The organism is Streptomyces sp. B5E4 (genome assembly GCF_039871555.1).
Taxonomy (GTDB): domain Bacteria; phylum Actinomycetota; class Actinomycetes; order Streptomycetales; family Streptomycetaceae; genus Streptomyces.
The window spans coordinates 227,110-245,374 of record NZ_JBDPMI010000005.1; the positions used below are offsets into that span (position 1 = coordinate 227,110).

19 protein-coding genes are annotated in these 18,265 nt (G+C 74.5%); 11 read left to right on the plus strand and 8 right to left on the minus strand.

The window, feature by feature from the left end; translation table 11 throughout:
- Positions 1-70: 70 nt before the first annotated feature.
- From ABGA99_RS09805 to ABGA99_RS09815, 3 genes are read right to left on the minus strand one after another with little or no spacing between them, the layout of a single operon-like run.
- On the minus strand, positions 71-814 hold the full coding sequence (locus tag ABGA99_RS09805) for a succinate dehydrogenase/fumarate reductase iron-sulfur subunit (RefSeq protein WP_347582475.1): 744 nt from the start codon (positions 812-814) through the stop codon (positions 71-73).
- Positions 811-2,760, minus strand: coding sequence for a fumarate reductase/succinate dehydrogenase flavoprotein subunit (locus tag ABGA99_RS09810; protein ID WP_347575509.1), 1,950 nt, complete (start codon positions 2,758-2,760; stop codon positions 811-813). Before ABGA99_RS09810 ends, ABGA99_RS09805 begins: the two co-directional genes overlap by 4 nt.
- A 2-nt stretch (positions 2,761-2,762) precedes the next feature.
- On the minus strand, positions 2,763-3,527 hold the full coding sequence (locus ABGA99_RS09815; RefSeq protein WP_347575510.1) for a succinate dehydrogenase: 765 nt from the start codon (positions 3,525-3,527) through the stop codon (positions 2,763-2,765).
- Positions 3,528-3,620: 93 nt separating this feature from the next.
- On the opposite strand from ABGA99_RS09815, the gene ABGA99_RS09820 reads away from it, so the two are divergent.
- Positions 3,621-4,529 (plus strand): LysR substrate-binding domain-containing protein, encoded by a 909-nt coding sequence (locus ABGA99_RS09820; RefSeq protein WP_347575511.1) that lies wholly within the window; start codon positions 3,621-3,623, stop codon positions 4,527-4,529.
- A 45-nt stretch (positions 4,530-4,574) separates the two neighbouring features.
- Here ABGA99_RS09820 and ABGA99_RS09825 read toward each other — a convergent pair whose 3' ends face one another.
- From ABGA99_RS09825 to ABGA99_RS09835, 3 genes are all read right to left on the minus strand, one after another.
- A complete protein-coding gene (locus tag ABGA99_RS09825) occupies positions 4,575-6,425 on the minus strand; it encodes a glycoside hydrolase family 3 protein (protein ID WP_347575512.1) in 1,851 nt (616 codons plus the stop codon).
- A 213-nt stretch (positions 6,426-6,638) separates the two neighbouring features.
- On the minus strand, positions 6,639-7,727 hold the full coding sequence (locus ABGA99_RS09830) for an endonuclease/exonuclease/phosphatase family protein (RefSeq protein ID WP_347582490.1): 1,089 nt from the start codon (positions 7,725-7,727) through the stop codon (positions 6,639-6,641).
- A 17-nt stretch (positions 7,728-7,744) separates the two neighbouring features.
- Positions 7,745-8,428, minus strand: a complete 684-nt coding sequence (locus tag ABGA99_RS09835; RefSeq protein ID WP_347582476.1) for a M15 family metallopeptidase — start codon at positions 8,426-8,428, stop codon at positions 7,745-7,747.
- Positions 8,429-8,514: 86 nt separating this feature from the next.
- Here ABGA99_RS09835 and ABGA99_RS09840 point away from each other — a divergent pair, with 86 nt between their 5' ends.
- The 4 genes from ABGA99_RS09840 to ABGA99_RS09855 are packed head-to-tail and all read left to right on the plus strand — an operon-like array spanning position 8,515 to position 12,215.
- A complete protein-coding gene (locus ABGA99_RS09840; RefSeq protein ID WP_347575514.1) occupies positions 8,515-9,207 on the plus strand; it encodes a response regulator transcription factor in 693 nt (230 codons plus the stop codon).
- The gene (locus tag ABGA99_RS09845; RefSeq protein WP_347575515.1) at positions 9,200-10,363 is read left to right on the plus strand and encodes a HAMP domain-containing sensor histidine kinase; all 1,164 of its coding nucleotides are present in this window, start codon (positions 9,200-9,202) and stop codon (positions 10,361-10,363) included. The genes ABGA99_RS09840 and ABGA99_RS09845 overlap by 8 nt, the downstream gene beginning before the upstream one ends.
- On the plus strand, positions 10,321-10,911 hold the full coding sequence (locus tag ABGA99_RS09850; RefSeq protein ID WP_347575516.1) for a helix-turn-helix domain-containing protein: 591 nt from the start codon (positions 10,321-10,323) through the stop codon (positions 10,909-10,911). Before ABGA99_RS09845 ends, ABGA99_RS09850 begins: the two co-directional genes overlap by 43 nt.
- 17 nt (positions 10,912-10,928) lie before the next feature.
- On the plus strand, positions 10,929-12,215 hold the full coding sequence (locus ABGA99_RS09855) for an MFS transporter (protein WP_347582477.1): 1,287 nt from the start codon (positions 10,929-10,931) through the stop codon (positions 12,213-12,215).
- A 51-nt stretch (positions 12,216-12,266) separates the two neighbouring features.
- Here the strand turns inward: ABGA99_RS09855 and ABGA99_RS09860 are convergent, their stop codons facing one another.
- Together ABGA99_RS09860 and ABGA99_RS09865 are read right to left on the minus strand one after the other, a co-directional pair.
- Positions 12,267-12,899, minus strand: a complete 633-nt coding sequence (locus tag ABGA99_RS09860) for a TIGR03085 family metal-binding protein (RefSeq protein WP_347575518.1) — start codon at positions 12,897-12,899, stop codon at positions 12,267-12,269.
- An 82-nt stretch (positions 12,900-12,981) separates the two neighbouring features.
- Positions 12,982-13,629, minus strand: coding sequence for a hypothetical protein (locus ABGA99_RS09865; RefSeq protein ID WP_347575519.1), 648 nt, complete (start codon positions 13,627-13,629; stop codon positions 12,982-12,984).
- A 115-nt stretch (positions 13,630-13,744) separates the two neighbouring features.
- Here ABGA99_RS09865 and hisI point away from each other — a divergent pair, with 115 nt between their 5' ends.
- From hisI to trpC, 6 genes are all read left to right on the plus strand, one after another.
- Positions 13,745-14,122 carry a phosphoribosyl-AMP cyclohydrolase gene (gene hisI / locus ABGA99_RS09870; protein ID WP_347575520.1) on the plus strand — a complete coding sequence of 126 codons (378 nt, stop codon included), beginning with the start codon at positions 13,745-13,747 and terminating at the stop codon, positions 14,120-14,122.
- A complete protein-coding gene (locus tag ABGA99_RS09875; RefSeq protein WP_347575521.1) occupies positions 14,119-15,672 on the plus strand; it encodes an anthranilate synthase component I in 1,554 nt (517 codons plus the stop codon). The genes hisI and ABGA99_RS09875 overlap by 4 nt, the downstream gene beginning before the upstream one ends.
- 51 nt (positions 15,673-15,723) lie before the next feature.
- Positions 15,724-16,338, plus strand: coding sequence for a TIGR02234 family membrane protein (locus ABGA99_RS09880; protein WP_347575522.1), 615 nt, complete (start codon positions 15,724-15,726; stop codon positions 16,336-16,338).
- An 89-nt stretch (positions 16,339-16,427) separates the two neighbouring features.
- Complete coding sequence (locus ABGA99_RS09885; RefSeq protein ID WP_125934314.1) at positions 16,428-16,652, plus strand: HGxxPAAW family protein; 225 nt, start codon at positions 16,428-16,430, stop codon at positions 16,650-16,652.
- Positions 16,653-16,818: 166 nt separating this feature from the next.
- Positions 16,819-17,253, plus strand: coding sequence for a DUF2752 domain-containing protein (locus ABGA99_RS09890; protein WP_347575523.1), 435 nt, complete (start codon positions 16,819-16,821; stop codon positions 17,251-17,253).
- Positions 17,254-17,406: 153 nt separating this feature from the next.
- The gene (trpC, locus tag ABGA99_RS09895; RefSeq protein WP_347575524.1) at positions 17,407-18,216 is read left to right on the plus strand and encodes an indole-3-glycerol phosphate synthase TrpC; all 810 of its coding nucleotides are present in this window, start codon (positions 17,407-17,409) and stop codon (positions 18,214-18,216) included.
- The last annotated feature ends 49 nt before the right edge of the window (positions 18,217-18,265 follow it).

An 18,265-nucleotide genomic window follows, 5' to 3' on the forward strand; every position in this document is an offset into this window, starting at 1 on the left:
CGGGTGCCCGCAGTCCCGGACGGCCACGCGGGGTGAGGAGGAGCAGCCATCCGGGGGGATCGGCGGGCGGCTACGCCGACTTCCGGGCGGCGCGCAGGAATTCGCGGTTCAGTGACGAGATCGCCTGCAGCGGGATGCCCTTCGGGCAGGCCACCGCGCACTCGCCGGTGTTCGTGCAGCCGCCGAAGCCCTCGTCGTCCATCCGGCCGACCATGTCCAGCACCCGCGACTCCCGCTCCGGCGCCCCCTGCGGCAGCGCGCCCAGGTGCACCACCTTCGCGGCGGTGAACAGCATCGCCGAGCCGTTGGGGCAGGCCGCCACGCATGCGCCGCAGCCGATGCACTCCGCGTGCTCGAAGGCGGTCTCCGCCGCCGGCTTGGGCACCGGGGTCGCGTGGGCGTCGGGGGCGCTGCCGGTGGGGGCGGTGATGTAGCCGCCGGCGCCGATGATGCGGTCGAAGGCCGAGCGGTCCACGACCAGGTCCTTCACCACCGGGAACGCCGCCGCCCGCCACGGCTCCACGTCGATGACGTCCCCGTCCGCGAACGACCGCATGTGCAACTGGCACGCCGTCGTCCGCTCCGGCCCGTGCGCCTGCCCGTTGATGACGACGCCGCAGGCCCCGCAGATGCCCTCGCGGCAGTCGTGGTCGAAGGCGACGGGTTCGTCGCCGGCGAGGATCAGCCGCTCGTTGAGGGTGTCCAGCACCTCCAGGAACGACATCTCCGGCGTGACGTCCCCGACCTCGTACGAGACCATCCCGCCCGCCGCTTCGGGGCCCGGCTGCCGCCAGACCCGCAAGGTCACCTTCACTGATAGCTCCGTTGCGTGGGGATGACGTAGTCGAATGCGAGGTCCTCGCGGTGGAGGACCGGGGCGGTGCCGGTGGCGGTGAACTCCCAGGCGGCCGCGTACGAGAAGTGCTCGTCGTCGCGGGCCGCCTCGCCGTCCGGGGTCTGGCTCTCCTCGCGGAAGTGGCCGCCGCACGACTCGGCGCGATGCAGCGCGTCGAGGCACATCAGCTCGGCCAGCTCCAGGTAGTCCGCGATGCGGTTGGCCTTCTCCAGCGACTGGTTCAGCTCCGCGCCCGTGCCCGGCACCTTGATCCGGCGCCAGAACTCCTCGCGCAGCGCCGGGATCCGCTCCAGCGCCTTGCGCAGCCCCGGCTCCGTACGGGCCATGCCGCACTCGTCCCACAGCAGTTCGCCCAGCTCGCGGTGGAAGGAGTCGGGGGTGCGGTCGCCGTCGACGGCGAGGAGGAGGTGCAGGCGGTCCTCGGTGTCCGCGACGGCCTCGGCGACCGCCGGGTGGTCGGGGGAGACCTGCTCGGGGGGCCGGCGGGCGAGGAAGTCGCCGATGGTGGCGGGGAGGATGAAGTAGCCGTCGGCCAGGCCCTGCATGAGCGCGGAGGCGCCGAGACGGTTGGCGCCGTGGTCGGAGAAGTTCGCCTCGCCGATGGCGAAGAGGCCGGGGACGGTGGTCTGCAGGTCGTAGTCGACCCACAGGCCGCCCATCGTGTAGTGGATCGCCGGGTAGATGCGCATGGGCACCTGGTACGGATCCTCCGCGGTGATCCGCTCGTACATCTCGAAGAGGTTGCCGTACCGCTCCTCGACCGCCGCGCGCCCCAGCCGCCGGACGGCGTCGGCGAAGTCGAGGTACACGCCCTGGCCGCCGGGGCCGACGCCGCGGCCCTCGTCGCAGACGTTCTTCGCGGCGCGCGAGGCGATGTCGCGGGGGACGAGGTTGCCGAAGGAGGGGTAGAGGCGCTCCAGGTAGTAGTCGCGCTCGTCCTCCGGGACGGCGTTCGGCGGGCGGGTGTCGCCGTGCGCCTTGGGCACCCAGATGCGGCCGTCGTTGCGCAGCGACTCGCTCATCAGCGTCAGCTTCGACTGGTGGTCCCCGGAGCGCGGGATGCAGGTGGGGTGGATCTGGGTGAAGCAGGGGTTGGCGAAGTAGGCGCCGCGGCGGTGGGCCCGCCAGATGGCGGTGGCGTTGGAGTTCTTGGCGTTGGTGGAGAGGTAGAAGACGTTGCCGTAGCCGCCGGTGGCGAGCACGACGGCGTCGGCGAGGTGGGTCTCGATCCGCCCGGTGACCAGGTCGCGGGCGACGATGCCGCGGGCGCGGCCGTCGACGACGATCAGGTCGAGCATCTCGGTGCGCGGGTGCATCTCGATGGTGCCGGCCTCGATCTGCCGGGAGAGCGCCTGGTACGCGCCGAGGAGGAGCTGCTGTCCGGTCTGCCCGCGGGCGTAGAAGGTGCGCGAGACCTGGACGCCGCCGAAGGAGCGGGTGTCGAGCAGGCCGCCGTACTCGCGGGCGAAGGGCACGCCCTGCGCGACGCACTGGTCGATGATCTCGACCGAGACCTGCGCGAGGCGGCGCACGTTGGACTCGCGGGCGCGGAAGTCGCCGCCCTTGACGGTGTCGTAGAAGAGCCGGTGTACGGAGTCGCCGTCGTTGCGGTAGTTCTTGGCGGCGTTGATGCCGCCCTGGGCGGCGATGGAGTGGGCACGGCGCGGGGAGTCCTGGTAGCAGAACTGGACGACCTGGTAGCCCTGTTCCGCGAGGGTGGCGCCGGCGGCGCCGCCGGCGAGGCCGGTACCGACGACGATGACGCGGTAGCGGCGGCGGTTGGCGGGGTTGACCAGCCGGGCGGTGAAGCGGCGGCGGTCCCAGCGCTCGGCGATGTCGCCGGGCGGGGCGGCGGTGTCGGCGACGGGTTCGCCCTCGGTGTACTGCGCGAATGCCGGTGACATCTTCAGTTCACGACTCCCGTCATGACGGCCACGGGGATGGAGATGAAGCCGCAGGTCAGCACCAGTGCAAGGGCGTTGGTGACGGCCTTGAGGCCGCGCTCGCGGGCCGGGCTCGCGGCGCCGAGGGTCTGTACGGCGCTCCAGAAGCCGTGCCGCAGGTGCAGCCCGAGGGCGAGCATGGCGGTGATGTAGACGACGTTGCCGTACCAGGTGGAGAAGGTGGCGACGGTGTTCTCGTACGGGCGGCCGGTCTGGGCGTTCTCGTTCACGGTCAGCGTCGTCAGGTCGAGGATGTGCCAGACGATGAAGAGGCCAAGGATCACCCCGCCCCAGCGCATGGTGCGGGTGGCGTAACTCGCGCGGCGGCGCTTGTGGACGTAGGCGACCGGGCGCGCGGCGATGTCGCGGCGGCTGAGCTGGTACGCGGCCACGCCGTGCAGCACGACGGCGGCGACCAGCACGACGCGGATCATCCACAGGGCCCACTCGTAGTGCAGGACCGGGCCGCCGAGGGTGCGCAGCCAGTGGCCGTAGTCGTTGAACTCCTCGGCACCGTAGAAGATCTTGATATTGCCGATCAGATGGGCCACGAGGTAGGCGAGCATGATCAGGCCGGTGACGGCCAGCACCGTCTTCTTGCCGACGGTCGAGCGCCACAGCAGCGCGAGGAGCGACGGCGGGTATGCCGCGCCCCGCGGGCGGGCCGGCGACTCCGGGGCGGGCTTGCCCGCGGCCGGTTTCGACGCCGGCTTGGTGGTCAGGGCCATGACTGTGACGGTAGGGAGGAGACCCGGGATCCGTCCAAGACATGAATTCGCTGCTTTCGATAGGCAATGACTATCGTCGCCTACGCTGGACCCATGCACCTGCAGCAGCTTCGCTACTTCGCCGCCGTCGCCGAGGCCCGCCACTTCACCCGGGCCGCCGAGCGCGAGCACGTGGCGCAGCCGTCGCTGTCGCAGTCCGTACGGGCGCTGGAGCGGGAGCTGGGCGCCGAGCTGTTCCACCGGGCCCGCGGGCACATCACCCTCACCGACGCGGGCGAGGCGCTGCTGCCGCTGGCGCGGCGGATCCTCGCCGACACCGAGACGGCGCGGCGGGAGGTCCAGGAGGTCGCGCACCTGCGGCGGGGGCGGGTGCGGCTGGGGGCCACGCCGAGCCTCTGCGCGAGCCTGGTGCCGGACGCGCTGCGCACGTTCCACGCCCGCTACCCGGGCATCGAGTTGCACGTCCACGAGGACGGCTCGCAGGATCTCGTACGGACGCTCGCGGCCGGCGAGCTGGACCTCGCGCTGGTCATCACGCCGCTGGCGGGGCAGGCGCCCGCGCTGACGACGACGGAGCTGCTGCGCGAGGAACTGGTCGTGGTCTCGTCGCCGGAATCGCCGCCGGTCACGGGGGCGGGCGGCGCGGGCCGGGGGATCCGGATCGGGGATCTGCGCGGGCGGCCGCTGGCCATGTTCCGGCACGGGTACGACCTGCGGGAGCTGACGGTCGCGGCGTGCCGCGAGGCGGGCTTCGAGCCGGAGTTCGGGGTGGAGGGCGGGGAGATGGACGCGGTGCTGGGGTTCGTGCGGGCCGGGCTCGGGGTGGCGGTGGTGCCGAGCATGGTCGCAAAGCGCTCGGGGCTGCGGACGACGGCGTTCGCGGCCCCCGGGCTGCACCGGACGATCTCCGTGGCGCACCGGGGCGACGTGTCGCCGCCCCGGGCGGCGCGGGAGCTGCGCCGGCTGCTGATCAGCGCGGTGGGCGGGGGAGCGGGGAGCTGAGCGGGCGCCGCGGCCGTACGCAGATGTCCGCGGCGCCGCGCCGCCTCAGTACTCCAGCCCGTGCCCCAGCGGGTACAGGGCGGAGCCCGTCGTCCCCAGCTCCGGGATCGCCACCGGCAGCCGTCCCGTCGGCCGCAGGTCGCCGTAGAGCGCGTCGACCGCCCGCGTCAGCACCCCCGCCCCCGTGCCGTACGTGCACAGGTACGCCGGCGCCTCCGGGAACCGGCGTACGTCGTACGGGTTGCGCACCGCCATCACCACGACCGGCGTGCCCGACGCCAGCAGCGCCCGCACCAGCGCCGCCTGCGCCGCGCCCCGCTGCGCCACCGGCTCCGCGCCGGCCGCCGCGTTGGCGCTGACCAGCACCAGGTCGTGGTCCCGCGCCGCGGCCACCGCGGCGTCGATCACGGCCTGGGCCGGTGTCCCGCCCGTCGCCAGCACGGTGGTGGTCTGCCCGCTCCGGGCCCCGACCGCCTGCGCCAGCCGGTCCAGCGCCGGCGCCGACGTCGTCTGCCATCCGGCGACCAGCACCCGTCGCGTACCGGCGGCAAGCGGCAGCAGCCCGGCGTCGTTCTTCACCAGCGTCACCGCCCGCCCGGTGAGCGCCCGCGCGTCCGCGACGTGCGCGGCGCTCCCGACGATCCGCTCCGCCCGGCGCTCGTCGACGAACGGGCCGACGTACAGCCCCTCGTCGATCTTGCGCGCCAGGATGCGCACCACCGACTCCTCCAGCCGCCGCTCGCCGATCTCGCCGCCGCGTACGGCTGCGAGCACGGATGCGTACGCGACGTCCATCTGCGGCGGCAGCACCAGCATGTCCGCGCCCGCCGCGAACGCCGCCACCGACGCCCGCTCCGGCGGGTACTGGGACGTGGCCCCGCCCATGTCCAGCGCGTCCGTGACGATCAGGCCGTCGAAGCCCAGCTCCTCGCGGAGCAGCCCGGTCAGGATGCGGTGCGACATGGTGGCGGGCACGCCGTCGTCGAGCGCGGGAACGAGGATGTGCGCGGTCATCACCGTGTCCAGGCCCGCGGCGATCGCGGCCCGGAACGGCGGCAGGTCCAGCTCGTGGATCTGCTCCAGGGTGTGCTCGATGCGCGGCAGCAGGAGGTGGCTGTCCTGGCCGGTGTCGCCGTGGCCGGGGAAGTGCTTGGCCGCGGACGCGACGCCGCCGCGGCGCTGGCCGCGTACGGCCGCCGCGACCATGCGCGCGACCTGCTGCGGGTCGGCGCCGTAGGAGCGCAGGCCGATGACGGGGTTGTCGGGGTTGACGTTGACGTCGGCGACGGGCGCGTAGTTCTGGTTGATGCCCAGCGCCGCCAGCTCCCGCCCGGTGATCTCCGCGGCGCGCTGGGCGTCGGCGGTCGAGTAGGTGGCGCCCAGCGCCATGCTGCCGGGCAGTTCGGTGGCCGGCGGGGTGGGCAGCCGCTGGACGAGGCCGCTCTCCTGGTCGGTGGAGATGATCAGCGGGACGCCGCGGCGCTGCGCGAGCGAGGCGCGCTGCAGGCCGTTGGAGAGCCGGGCGATCTGGCGGGCGTCGCGGAGGTTGTCGTCGTTGCGGGCGCTGAAGTAGATGACGGCGCCGGGGCGGTACTTGCGTACGACGTCGGCGGGGGTGCGGACGCCGTAGCGCCGCTCGTTGACGGCGGCGGCCGCGTCGGTCACGTCGTCCGCGTCCTGCCCGGCGACCTCGACCACGAAGAGCTGGCCGACCTTCTCCTCCAGGGTCATCCGGCGGACCAGCGCCCCGGCCAGCAGCCGGGCGTACGAACCGGACCCCGCCGCGCCGCCGGAGCGGGCCGCCGCGGGGCCGGCGGCGGCCGTGCCGGCGCCGAGCGCCGCCGCGGTGCCGAGGAGGCCGGTGACCGCCTGTCTGCGTGTGGTGGTTGACCGCATACGAGAACACTCCTCAGCGCATCGGGTGTGCTGCATGGGCATCGGAGGCCGGCCGACGGGGCTGCTCCCCCATGGAGGCCGCCGAGGAGAACTCGGCCGCGGAGTCTGGCAACGACGCAGGGGCACGTCAATGCCTCGGCGCGCGCGGTGTCATTTTCCTGTCAGATCCCGTGAAACCGGGTTATCCGGCACATGGTGCCCCGCAGCCGTCGTTCACCAGGCGATGCCCGCCGCCACCGGCAGGTGGTCGCTGTCCGTGGCGGGCAGCAGCCAGGCGCTCCGCGGCTCCACGCCGCGTACCAGGATCTGGTCGATCCGCGCCACCGGGAAACCGGCCGGCCAGCTGAAGCCGAAGCCGTTCCCCGCCTCCTCCTGGACCGAGCGCAGCCGGTCGGTGAGACCGTCGAACGCCCGGTCGTCCACGGTGCCGTTGAGGTCGCCGAGCACCACCACGCGCTCGGTCGGCTCGGCGGCGACGGCCGCGGCGAGCGCCTCGGCGCCCGCGTCTCGCTGGGCCGTCGACATGCCCGCGCGGGGGTTCACGCGCACGGACCCCAGGTGGGCCACGTACACCGCCAGCGGGCCCCGCTCGGTGGCCACGGTGGTGCGCAGCGCGCGCGCCGGGTGCATCGCGATGTCGACGGACCGGGTGTCCGACAGCGGCAGCTTGCTCCACAGCCCGACGGTGCCCCTCGTGGTGTGGTACGGGTACGTCTTCGCCAACTCCGCCTCGTACAGCGGCCGCGCCGTGTCGGTGAGCTCCTGGAGCGCCAGCAGGTCCGCGCCGGAGGCGGCCAGGTCGCGGGCGGTGCCGGCCGGGTCGGGGTTGGCGGCGCCGACGTTGTGGCCGGCGACCGTGAGGTCGCTGCCCGGCCGGGACTTGTCGGTGAGCAGTCCGCCGAAGAGGCTCAGCCACACCGTGACCGGCAGGACCAGCGCGACCGCGGCCGACGCCGAACGGCGCCACAGCGCCCCCGCGAGCAGCGGGAGGACGAAGAGGCCGAGCCACGGCAGGAAGGTCTCCACGAAGCTGCCGAGGTTCATTTCGCCGCTCGGGATCCGCGCGTGCAGCGCCATGAGCAGGCCGAGCAGCAGCGCAAGCGCCGCGAGCACGAGGCCCCGCCGCCAGGGCGCGGGGCGGCGGAGGGCGCGGGCCGCGCGGCGGAGAGCCGCGGGCGGGGTGCCGCGCCGCCGGGTGTCTGCGGTGTCGGTGTTCTCCGCGGCATCCGCGGCATCCGCGGCATCCGCGGTGTCCGCCGTGCGTGCCGCTTCCGCGCTGTCCGCCGGGTCCGGCTTCGTCATCGTGGGAACTCGCTCGTTCAACTCTGCATCCTCGGGTCCTGGGTGGGGTCGGCGTACATGGGCGGGCAGCGGCTGCCGATCGCCTCGGTGCGCAGCTCGTAGTGCCAGGGCTCGTTCCGGTAGACCGGGCACAGCCCATAGGCCGCGCCGTGCTCGAAGAGCCACATCTGCGCGTCGGATTCCCCGATGTCCACGGCGTCGCCCGACACGTGCGGAGAGGTCTCCGGAGTGGCCACCCACCGGGCGGCCTCCTCTTCCGATCCGTATTTCCCGACCGCTTCGCGGAGAAGCTGCTCCTGGTACGCCGGAGAACGCCAGCCGCTATTGACCCGGATTTCCACTCCGTACGGTGCGGCGTCCGTCGCCGCCTCACGAAGGGCCGTGAGGAAACCGGTGTCGAGTTCGGTCACCGCCGGAATCGCGTCGTCGAAAACCGTCGTGCCCTCAGGGACGACACCGTCGGCCTCGCCGGCCGGGCCGTCCCGCTTGCGCTGCGGGGATTCCGGCGGCCCGGCCGGCTCCGGTGCCCCCGAGGAAGCCGGGGTGACGGGGGCGGGCGAGGAGGAAGAGCCGGACGGTGTCTGCATCGACCGGAAGCCGAGCGGCGCGACGACCGCCACGATGACGGCGATCCCGCCGACGCCCAGAAGTGTGCGAATGCGGTGGGTCCTTCTGCGCGCCGATCGTCGCGTTCGAGTCATTCCGCCAGTGCAGGCGGCGGGGCGTTGCCGGTGCGTATGCGGTTTTCTATACACGGACGATATGCGTCCGCTCGTAGCATCGACGCATGCGCGTGCTGATAGTCGAGGACGAGCCCTTTATGGCGGAGGCCATCCGCGACGGCCTCCGCCTGGAGGCGATCGCGGGCGACATCGCGGGGGACGGGGACACCGCCCTGGAACTGCTGGGCGTGAACTCGTACGACATCGCCGTCCTGGACCGCGACATCCCCGGGCCCTCCGGCGACGAGATCGCCCGGCGCATCGTCGACTCCGGCAGCGGCATGCCCATCCTCATGCTCACCGCGGCCGACCGGCTCGACGACAAGGCCACCGGCTTCGGCCTCGGCGCCGACGACTACCTCACCAAGCCCTTCGACATCCGCGAGCTCGCGCTCCGGCTCCGCGCGCTCGACCGCCGGCGCGCCCACATCCGGCCGCCCGTGCGGGAGATCGCGGGGCTGCGGCTCGACCCGTTCCGCCGCGAGGTCTACCGGGACGGCAGGTACGTCGCCCTGACCCGGAAGCAGTTCGCCGTGCTCGACGTCCTCGTCGCCGCGGAGGGCGGTGTGATCAGCGCGGAGGAACTGCTGGAGCGGGCCTGGGACGCCAACGCCGACCCGTTCACCAACGCCGTACGCATCACCGTCTCCGCCCTGCGTAAACGGCTCGGCGAGCCCTGGCTGATCGCCACGGTGCCCGGCGTCGGCTACCGCATCGACACCGCGTCGGGCGACGGCGACGGTGAGCCCGGTGCGTAGGCTGCCCGGACTCAGCGTCCGCATGAAGCTCACCCTCAGCTACGCCGGCTTCGTCATGCTCGCCGGACTCGTGCTGCTCGCCGCGGTCTGGGTGTGCCTGCTGCGCTACGTGCCCGTCCACACCTACTACACCCCCCAGGGCCTCAGCCCCAACCGCAACCTCATCCTGCGCTCCTTCGTGCCCACCGCGGGCGGGGTGGTGGTCTTCCTGCTGGTGTTCGGCCTGGTGGGCGGGTGGTTCCTGGCCGGCCGGATGCTCGCCCCCCTCACCCGCATCACGGACGCCACCCGGAAGGCCACCAGCGGATCGCTCTCCCACCGGATCCGGCTGCCGGGCCGCAGCGACGAGTTCCGCGAACTGGCCGACGACTTCGACGCGATGCTCGCCCGCCTGGAGGCGCACGTCGCGGAGCAACGGAGGTTCGCGGCCAACGCCTCGCACGAACTGCGCACCCCGCTCGCCATCACCAAGACGCTCCTGGACGTGGCCCGTACCGATCCGCACCGGGACACCCGTGAACTCCTCACGCGCCTGCGCGCCGTCAACACCCGGGCCATCGACCTGACCGAGGCGCTGCTCCTGCTCAGCCGCGCCGACCAGCGCGCCTTCACGCCGGAGCCCGTCGACCTGTCGCTGCTGGCGGAAGAGGCCGCGGAGACGCTGCTCCCGCTCGCGGAACGGCACGGCGTCAAGCTGGAGACCGCCGGCGACCTCACCCCCGCGAGCGGATCTCCGGCGCTGCTGCTGCAGCTCACCTCGAACCTCGTCCACAACGCGATCGTCCACAACCTGCCCGAGGCCGGCGCGGTTTGGGTCACCACGGGCGTGCGCCCCACGACCGTCGCGCTCACCGTCGAGAACACCGGCGCGCGGATCGACCCCCGGCTGGCCGCGACGCTCACCGAGCCGTTCCGGCGCGGGACCGAGCGCATCCGCACCGACCACGCGGGCGTCGGCCTGGGCCTGGCCATCGTCAAGACGCTCACCCAGGCCCACGACGGCACGCTCACCGTCACCCCGCGCGCCGCGGGCGGGCTCCGGGTCACGGTGGAGCTGCCCACGATTGCGAAAGAACTCTTGCGCAATACTTCTTTCGTATCTACGGTCCCCACATGGGGCGAGAACCTGAGCGGATCACCGAGCTGGAGCAGCTGAAGGCGTTCACCCACCCGCTGCGCATCGAGCTGTACCGGCTGCTGACGGCGGCCCGTACCGCCACCGCGTCGCACCTCGCCGAGCAGGCCGACGCGGCGGTGTCGCTGGTCAGTTACCACCTGCGCAAGCTCGCCGAGCACGGCTTCATCGAGGAGGCGGCGGAGCAGGGCAGGGACGGGCGCGAGCGCTGGTGGCGGGTCTCGGCGGAGCGGTCGTTCACCTTCCGGGCCGCGGACTTCGACGACACCCCGGAGGGCACGGCGGCGCTGACGGGCGTCACCCGCGAGCTGCTGGCCACCCGGAGCCGCACGTATCTCAACTACCTGGACCAGCAGGCCGGGTGGGAGCGGGAGTGGACGCGGGCGGCGTTCAGCTCGGAGTACACCGTGCGGCTGACGGCCGGCGAACTGCAGGAGCTGGCGGAGGAGATGGGCGCCTTCGTCACCCGGTGGCGGGAGCGGGCCGAGGCGGCACAGGCGGCGGAGACCGGCCCCGCCGGGCGCGAGACCGTCGCCCTCCATCTCTACGGCTTCCCCTTCCGCCCCTGAGCCGGGGGCCCGCGCCCGTGCCCGCGTACCGCGACGCCGGCGTCCTGCGGTGGCTCGTCGCGTACGCCCTGTCCGTACTCGGCGACGGCGTGTTCTTCCTCGCCCTCGGCTGGGCCGCGCAGCGGGTCGCGGGTCCGGCGGAGACCGGGGTGGTGATGGCGGTCGGCTCGGTGCCGCGCGCGGTGCTGATGCTCGGCGGGGGAGTGGTCGCCGACCGCTTCGGGCCGCGCAAGGTCGTCATCGGCGCCGACGCGGCGCGCTGTGTCCTCATCCTGGGCGTCGCCGCGGCGCTGGGGACCGCCGCGCCGGGGCTGTGGCCGCTGGTCGCGGTGGCGCTCGCGTTCGGGGTGGTCGACGCGCTGTTCCTGCCCGCGGTCGGCGCCCTCCCGGCGCGGATCGCGCCGCCGGAGGAACTGGCCCGTATCGCCGGGCTGCGGGCGCTGGCCCTGCGCCTCGGCGGCGCCGCGGCGGCGCCCGTCGCCGGGTACGCGCTGGTGCTGGGCGGTCCCGCGGCGGCGTTCGCGGCGGCGGGGCTGCTGTTCGCCGCGTCGGTGCCGCTGCTGCTGACGCTGCGCGTACGGCCCCTGCCCGCCGCGCCCGCCGGGGAAGCGGCAGGCGGGCATCCGACAGGCGCCGGGCGGGAGTTGCGCGAGGGGCTGAGGTACGTGCGCGGGCACCGGCTGATCGGGCCGCTCGTCCTCTCCGGCGCCCTCAGCGAGTTCGGCCTCAACGGCCCGCTCAACGTCGGCCTCGTCCTCCTCGCCGCGGAACGGGGCTGGGGCGCCGCCGGCCTCGGCTGGCTCGTCGGCGCGTTCGGCCTCGGCGCCGGCGCCGGTGCGCTCCTCCTGGCCGTCACCGGCCGGCTGCCGCGCCCCGGCCTCGTCCACGTCGCCACGCTCGTCGCCGCCGGCGCCGCGCTCGGGTGCGTCGCGCTCGCGCCCTCCCCCGGGCTCGCGGTCGCCGCCTGCGGACTCGGCGGGCTCGCGGGCGGCGTCTGCGGCGGACTGGCGTACGCGTTGATCCAGACCTCCGCCGCGCCCGCCTACCTCGGCCGCGTCACCGCCGCCACCAGCCTGACCGGACTGGGGCTCGCACCGCTGTGCTACCCGCTCGTCGGCGCGGCCATCGGCGCCTGGGGCAGCGCGCCCGTCTTCCTCGCCTGCGGCGCGTTCAGTTGCCTGGGCGCCGTCGTCTGCCTCGCCGCGCCCGCGGTACGCCGGGCGGAACTGCCCCGCGCCCGCGGCCCGCGCCCGGGCGTCGGTACGGGCCCGCTGCCGGACCCGCCGCCCGCCCCGGCCCCGTAGCGGATCCGGCACATCGTGCGGGCGTCCGGCACAACTCGCCGCCGGGCGGCGTCAGATGCCGAGCGGCGCCGAGCGCGCCTGCGCCACGGCGTCCTCGTCGCCCTCCAGCTCCACCTTCGCCGCCTCCTGCCGCCCGGTGGCGAACAGCAGCAGCTCCGCGGGCTCCCCGGTCACCGTGACCACAGGCGCGCCCCGGTGGGCCACCGCCGTCTGGCCGTCGGGCCGGCGCAGCACCAGCCCCACGGGCGACTTGCGGCCCATCATCCGCGCGCCGCGCTCCAGCCGCTGCCACAGCGTGTCGGAGAAGACCGGGTCCAGCTCCCGCGGCGCGTAGTCGGGCTGCGCACGGCGGACGTCCTCGGCGTGGACGTAGAACTCCACGACGTTCGCGGCCTCGTCGACCTGCTTGAGGGCGAACGGCGAGAACCGCGGCGGCCCGCTGCGGATGAGCTGCACCAGTTCCTCGTACGGCTTCTGCCGGAACTCCGCCTGCACGCGCTCCAGCCGGTTCTGCAGCGGCTTGAACAGGATGCCGCCCGCCGCGTCCTGCCGGCGCTCGCGCACCACCACGTGCGCGGCCAGGTCGTACGTCGTCCAGCCCGCGCACAGCGTCGGTGCCTCGGGTCCGGCGCCCTCCAGCAGATCGGCGAGGAGAAGCCGTTCCCGCTTCGCATGGGTCGTCATGCGGCCACCCTACGACCGCCGGTGACACCGGGGCACGCAAGGCCGCGCCGGGAGCCCCCGCCCGCGCGAGGCGGGCGGGGGGTCACGGGAGCGGCCGGGTCAGCTTCGGGCCGTCGGGCTCGGTGCTGAGCGTCAGCGCGCAGGAGATCTCGTCCTGGCTCTGGTACTCGTACGTCGTCAGCGTCGGGTACAGCGCGTAGTAGAAGTAGTGCCGCCCGTCCGCCGGCATCGTCTCCAGCTTCTCCTCCGCGGCCCGCCGGCACAGCCCCAGCGCCTGGTCGTCCAGCGCGTCGCCGTCCGGGAAGTCGCCGCTGAGCGTGCGGTTGCCGATGACCTGGCCGTCGTGCGGGCCGCTGCACGGACGGGTCTCCACCGACTCGACGCTCGTGTCCAGCGACGGGTGGTCGAAGCACTCGCCGGTCCGCAGCACCACGTAGGGGATGTGCGACTCGCTCGGCTCCAGATCCCCCCGCGCGTCCGCCGTGCCCGCCGCGGACCCCGCGCTCGCGCTCTTCGTCTCCGCCCCGCCGATGCCGTCCTGACCCGCCGGCCGCTCCGCGTTGCCCTGCGGCCGCGGGCCGCCCGCCTGCGTCCCGCCGTCGTCCCCGCCGCGCAGCGCGAGGAAGGCGGCGACCGCCACGGCGACGAGCAGGATCGCGGCCACCGCGGCGGTGGCGGCGGTCTTCGGCCCGCGGGGTCTTGCGGGCGGATCCGGAGGAGGGTTGGTCATGGGCGAAGCATGCCCTATCGACACGTTCCGATGTACGGGAAGGGGCCATCCCCGGCCGCGCGCGTCGCGCCCTCCGGCACCGTGGTGTGTCCGTCCCTGTTGGCACAATGGCCCCATGACCGGCAACCGGCCCGCGCGGCCCTCCGACCTCGATCCCGCCGTCGCGGCGCGCCTGAAGCGGAACGCCGACGGCATGCTGCCCGCCGTCGTGCAGCAGTACGACAGCGGCGAAGTGCTCATGCTGGCGTGGATGGACGACGAGGCGCTGCACCGCACGCTGACCACCGGCCGCGGCACGTACTACAGCCGCAGCCGAAAGGAGTACTGGGTCAAGGGCGAGACGTCCGGGCACGTGCAGCACGTGAAGTCGGTCGCGCTCGACTGCGACGCCGACACCGTGCTCGTCCGCGTCGACCAGGTCGGCCCCGCCTGCCACACCGGCAGCCGCACCTGCTTCGACGGCCGCGAGCTCACCCTGGGCGGCGCCGAGTGACCACTCCGGACCGGGAGACGTTCCGCACGCTGGCCAAGGACCGCCGCGTCATCCCCGTCGTCCGACGGCTGCTCGCCGACGGCGACACCCCCGTGGGGCTGTACCGCAAGCTCGCCGGCGAGCGCCCCGGCACGTTCCTGCTGGAGTCCGCGGAGAACGGCCGCACGTGGTCGCGGTACTCGTTCGTCGGCGTGCGCAGCGCCGCCACTCTGACCGAGCGCGACGGCCGGGCCCACTGGCTCGGCACCCCGCCCGTCGGCCTGCCCACCGGGGGTGACCCGCTGGCCGCGCTGCGCGCCACCGTCGAGGCCCTGCACACCCCGCGCGACCTGCACGAGGGCGCCGACGGCCGGGACGCGCTGCCGCCCTTCACCGGCGGCATGGTCGGCTACCTCGGGTACGACACCGTGCGGCGGCTGGAGCGCATCGGCGACAGCACCGCCGACGACCTGCGGCTGCCGGAGATGACGATGCTGCTCACCTCCGACCTCGCCGTCCTCGACCACTGGGACGGCAGCGTGCTGCTGATCGCCAACGCGATCAACCACAACGACCTCGACACGGGCGTCGACGAGGCGTACGAGGACGCGGTCGCCCGGCTCGACGCGATGACCGCCGACCTCGCCCGCCCCACCGCCGCTTGCGCGGCGCCGCTGCCGCCGTCCGCGCTGCCGGAGTACGGGGAGCTGTGGGGCGGCGCGGAATTCCGCGCGGCCGTCGCGGACATCAAGGAGCGGATCAGGGCGGGGGAGGCGTTCCAGGTCGTGCCCTCGCAGCGGTTCGAGACGCCGTGCGCCGCGAGCGCCCTCGACGTCTACCGCGTGCTGCGGGCCACCAACCCCAGCCCGTACATGTATCTGATCCGGCTGCCCGACACCGGCGCCGGCGGGGGCGCGTTCGACATCGTGGGCTCCAGCCCCGAGGCGCTGGTCAAGGTCGAGGACGGGCGCGCCCTGCTGCACCCCATCGCGGGTACGCGCCCGCGTGGGGCGACGCCGCAGCAGGACGTGGCGCTGGCCGAGGAGTTGCTCGCCGACGAGAAGGAGCGCGCCGAGCACCTGATGCTCGTCGACCTCGGGCGCAACGACCTCGGCCGGGTCTGCGAGCCCGGCAGCGTCGAGGTCGTCGACTTCATGTCGATCGAGCGCTACAGCCACGTCATGCACATCGTCTCCACGGTCACCGGCCGGCTCGCCCCGGGACGTACCGCGTTCGACGTGCTCACCGCCTGCTTCCCCGCCGGGACGCTGTCGGGGGCACCGAAGCCGCGGGCGCTGCAGATCATCGAGGAGCTGGAGCCCACGCGGCGCGGGCTGTACGGCGGCTGCGTCGGGTATCTGGACTTCGCCGGCGACGCGGACACCGCCATCGCGATCCGCACCGCGCTGCTGCACGACGGCACGGCGTACGTGCAGGCGGGCGCCGGCATCGTGGCGGACTCCGACCCGGCGGCCGAGGACGCGGAGTGCCGCAACAAGGCCGCGGCGGTGCTGCGGGCGGTCGCCGCGGCGGGGCACTTGTCACAGGCCGGCCGGGAGGCGGCGGGGTAGGCCGCGCCCCCCTGCCGGAAACGGTCCCGACGGGTGCGAGACACTGGCGGGGTGACACATCCGTCCGGCTCCCGCACCCCCCTCGCCGCCGCCCTGCTCTCCGGCGCGCTCGGGGCCGCCGCGGTCCTCGTCGCCGCCGGCCGCACCTGGGCCGAGGGCGAGGCCGCCACCCCCGTCGCGGACGCCGTGCTGCCCGTCACCGCCGGCGGCCGGGACGTCACCGGCGTGCCGTCCGCACTGGCGATCGTCGGGCTCGCCGCGCTCGTCGCCGTCTTCGCCGTCCGCCGCGCCGGCCGCACCGTCGTCGCCGCCCTGCTCACGCTCTGCGGCGTCGGCGTGATCGCCGCCTCCGCCCTCGGCGCCTCCGACACCGACGCGCTCGACGACCGGGGCGCCGAGGCGGCCGGCCTCACCGACGCCGCGGTCGCCGCCGTCAGCCACACCGCCTGGGCCTGGGTGAGCCTGGCCGGCGGCGTGCTGCTGCTCTGCGCCGGGCTGCTCGCACTGCGCTACGGCTCCGGCTGGCCCGCGATGTCCGGGCGCTACGAGCGCCCCGGCGCCGGCGCCGCCGCCCGCCCGCGGCGGGCCGCACCCGTGGATCCGGAGCGGCCCGAGGAACTGTGGAAGGCCCTCGACCGCGGCGAGGACCCCACCCGCGAGCGCTGACCCGCCCCCGTCGTCGGAGGCATGGACCGATCGGGGACAATGGCGCCGTCTGGTGATATGAGCGGTTGTACGTTTCAAGGAGTGCAGTAATGGCGGAGAACCACGACCACGGACACACGCCGGCCGCATGGACCGCGGTGGTCATCATCTTCATCGGGTTCTGCGTCTCGGGCGCTTTGATGGTGATGGACCAGCCCCTGCTGTTCTGGCTGAGCCTGGTGATCATCCCCATCGGCGGCGTGGTCGGCGCCGTGATGCGCGGCATGGGCATGGGCAAGAAGCCGCTGCCGCCGGTGCGTACCGCCGGCGAGTAGCCCCTACGTCCGCGCCCCGGCCGGGAGACCCGGCCGGGGCGCCCGGCGCCGGCAGGCGAGCGCGCCGCCGCCCGCACCGCCCCGCGCCCCGGCTCCGCCTCGCCGTTGCGGGCCGCGCGCCCCCTCACCGGATGCGCCCGCGCGCTGCCACCGGGACAATCCGGGTGTGTCCGCCCGTACCGCCGCGACCGCCCCGCTCCGGCGCCTCGCGCCCCCGCTCGCCGCGCTGGCCTGCGCCGCCGGCGGCCTCGCCGCGGTCGGCGCCGTCGACCCGAACGAGCCCGGCCGCTACCCGCCCTGCCCCGTCCTGGCGTACACGGGCCTGGCCTGCCCCGGATGCGGCGGCCTGCGCTGCGCGTACGCGCTCGCCCACGGCGACGTGGCCGCGGCGCTCGGCGCCAACGCCCTCGTGGCCGCCGGCGCGGCCGTCCTGGCCGTCGCCCTGCTGGGATGGCTGCTCGCCGCCGGACGCCCCCGCCCGCGGGTGCTCCTGCGCCTTCGGATCCCGGCGCGGCTGCCCGCGGGGTCGGTGCTGTTCGCGCTGGTCGCAGCGTTTACGCTGCTGCGGAACCTGCCCTTCGGGGCGGTGCCGGGACCGTAGCGGCAGCGTGTCCGACCGGTGGGACGGAGAAGGTCCGGATTCGGGGCTTCCGCCCGGTGCCGGATACCATCGCAGATACCCGAACAGCCGCCCGTCGGCGCCCGGCGCCCGGCGCCGGCCGGCACCGGCGCCAGCAGAAAGGGGTCCGCTCGCGTGAGTGTGCTCGACGAGATCATTGACGGCGTGCGCGAGGACCTCGCCGAGCGGCAGGCCCGGGTCGGCCTCGACGAGCTCAAGGAGCGCGCCGCCAGGGCCCCCCAGGCGCGCGACGGCGTCGCCGCGCTGCGCGGCGACAGTGTCACCGTCGTCTGCGAGGTCAAGCGCTCCAGCCCGTCCAAGGGCGCCCTCGCGGCCATCGCCGACCCGGCCGCGCTCGCCGCGGACTACGAGGCGGGCGGTGCCGCCGTCATCAGCGTCCTGACCGAGCAGCGCCGCTTCGGAGGCTCGCTGGCGGACCTGGAGGCCGTGCGCGCCAAGGTGGACCTGCCGGTGCTGCGCAAGGACTTCGTCGTCACCGCGTACCAGCTCTGGGAGGCGCGGGCGTACGGCGCCGACCTGGTCCTGCTCATCGTCGCCGCGCTGGACCAGGAGGCGCTGGTCTCGCTGGTGGAGCGGGCCGAGTCCATCGGGCTCACGCCGCTGGTCGAGGTGCACGACGAGGAGGAGACCGAGCGGGCCGTGGCCGCCGGGGCAAGGATCATCGGCGTGAACGCGCGGAACCTCAAGACCCTTGAGGTGGACCGCGGCAACTTCGGCCGGGTGGCCCCCGAGATCCCCGACCACATCGTCAAGATCGCCGAGTCCGGCGTGCGCGGCCCGCACGACCTCATCGCGTACGCGAACGACGGCGCCGACGCCGTGCTCGTCGGCGAGTCCCTGGTCACGGGGAAGGACCCGCGCGCCGCCGTCGCCGACCTCGTCGCCGCCGGCGCCCACCCCGCGCTGCGCCACGGGCGGGGCTGACGCCCCGGTGACCGTGCACGTGGACCGGCCGCCCCCGCCCCGCGCCCCG

What these genes read in the sequence shown, in the direction of transcription:
- ABGA99_RS09810 (WP_347575509.1), bottom strand. Translation starts at nt 2,760, where the DNA reads ATGTCACCGGCATTCGCGCAGTACACCGAGGGCGAACCCGTCGCCGAC.
- ABGA99_RS09815 (WP_347575510.1), bottom strand. Translation starts at nt 3,527, where the DNA reads ATGGCCCTGACCACCAAGCCGGCGTCGAAACCGGCCGCGGGCAAGCCC.
- ABGA99_RS09820 (WP_347575511.1), top strand. Translation starts at nt 3,621, where the DNA reads ATGCACCTGCAGCAGCTTCGCTACTTCGCCGCCGTCGCCGAGGCCCGC.
- ABGA99_RS09825 (WP_347575512.1), bottom strand. Translation starts at nt 6,425, where the DNA reads ATGCGGTCAACCACCACACGCAGACAGGCGGTCACCGGCCTCCTCGGC.
- ABGA99_RS09830 (WP_347582490.1), bottom strand. Translation starts at nt 7,727, where the DNA reads ATGACGAAGCCGGACCCGGCGGACAGCGCGGAAGCGGCACGCACGGCG.
- ABGA99_RS09835 (WP_347582476.1), bottom strand. Translation starts at nt 8,428, where the DNA reads ATGACTCGAACGCGACGATCGGCGCGCAGAAGGACCCACCGCATTCGC.
- ABGA99_RS09840 (WP_347575514.1), top strand. Translation starts at nt 8,515, where the DNA reads ATGCGCGTGCTGATAGTCGAGGACGAGCCCTTTATGGCGGAGGCCATC.
- ABGA99_RS09850 (WP_347575516.1), top strand. Translation starts at nt 10,321, where the DNA reads ATGGGGCGAGAACCTGAGCGGATCACCGAGCTGGAGCAGCTGAAGGCG.
- ABGA99_RS09860 (WP_347575518.1), bottom strand. Translation starts at nt 12,899, where the DNA reads ATGACGACCCATGCGAAGCGGGAACGGCTTCTCCTCGCCGATCTGCTG.
- ABGA99_RS09865 (WP_347575519.1), bottom strand. Translation starts at nt 13,629, where the DNA reads ATGACCAACCCTCCTCCGGATCCGCCCGCAAGACCCCGCGGGCCGAAG.
- hisI (WP_347575520.1), top strand. Translation starts at nt 13,745, where the DNA reads ATGACCGGCAACCGGCCCGCGCGGCCCTCCGACCTCGATCCCGCCGTC.
- ABGA99_RS09885 (WP_125934314.1), top strand. Translation starts at nt 16,428, where the DNA reads ATGGCGGAGAACCACGACCACGGACACACGCCGGCCGCATGGACCGCG.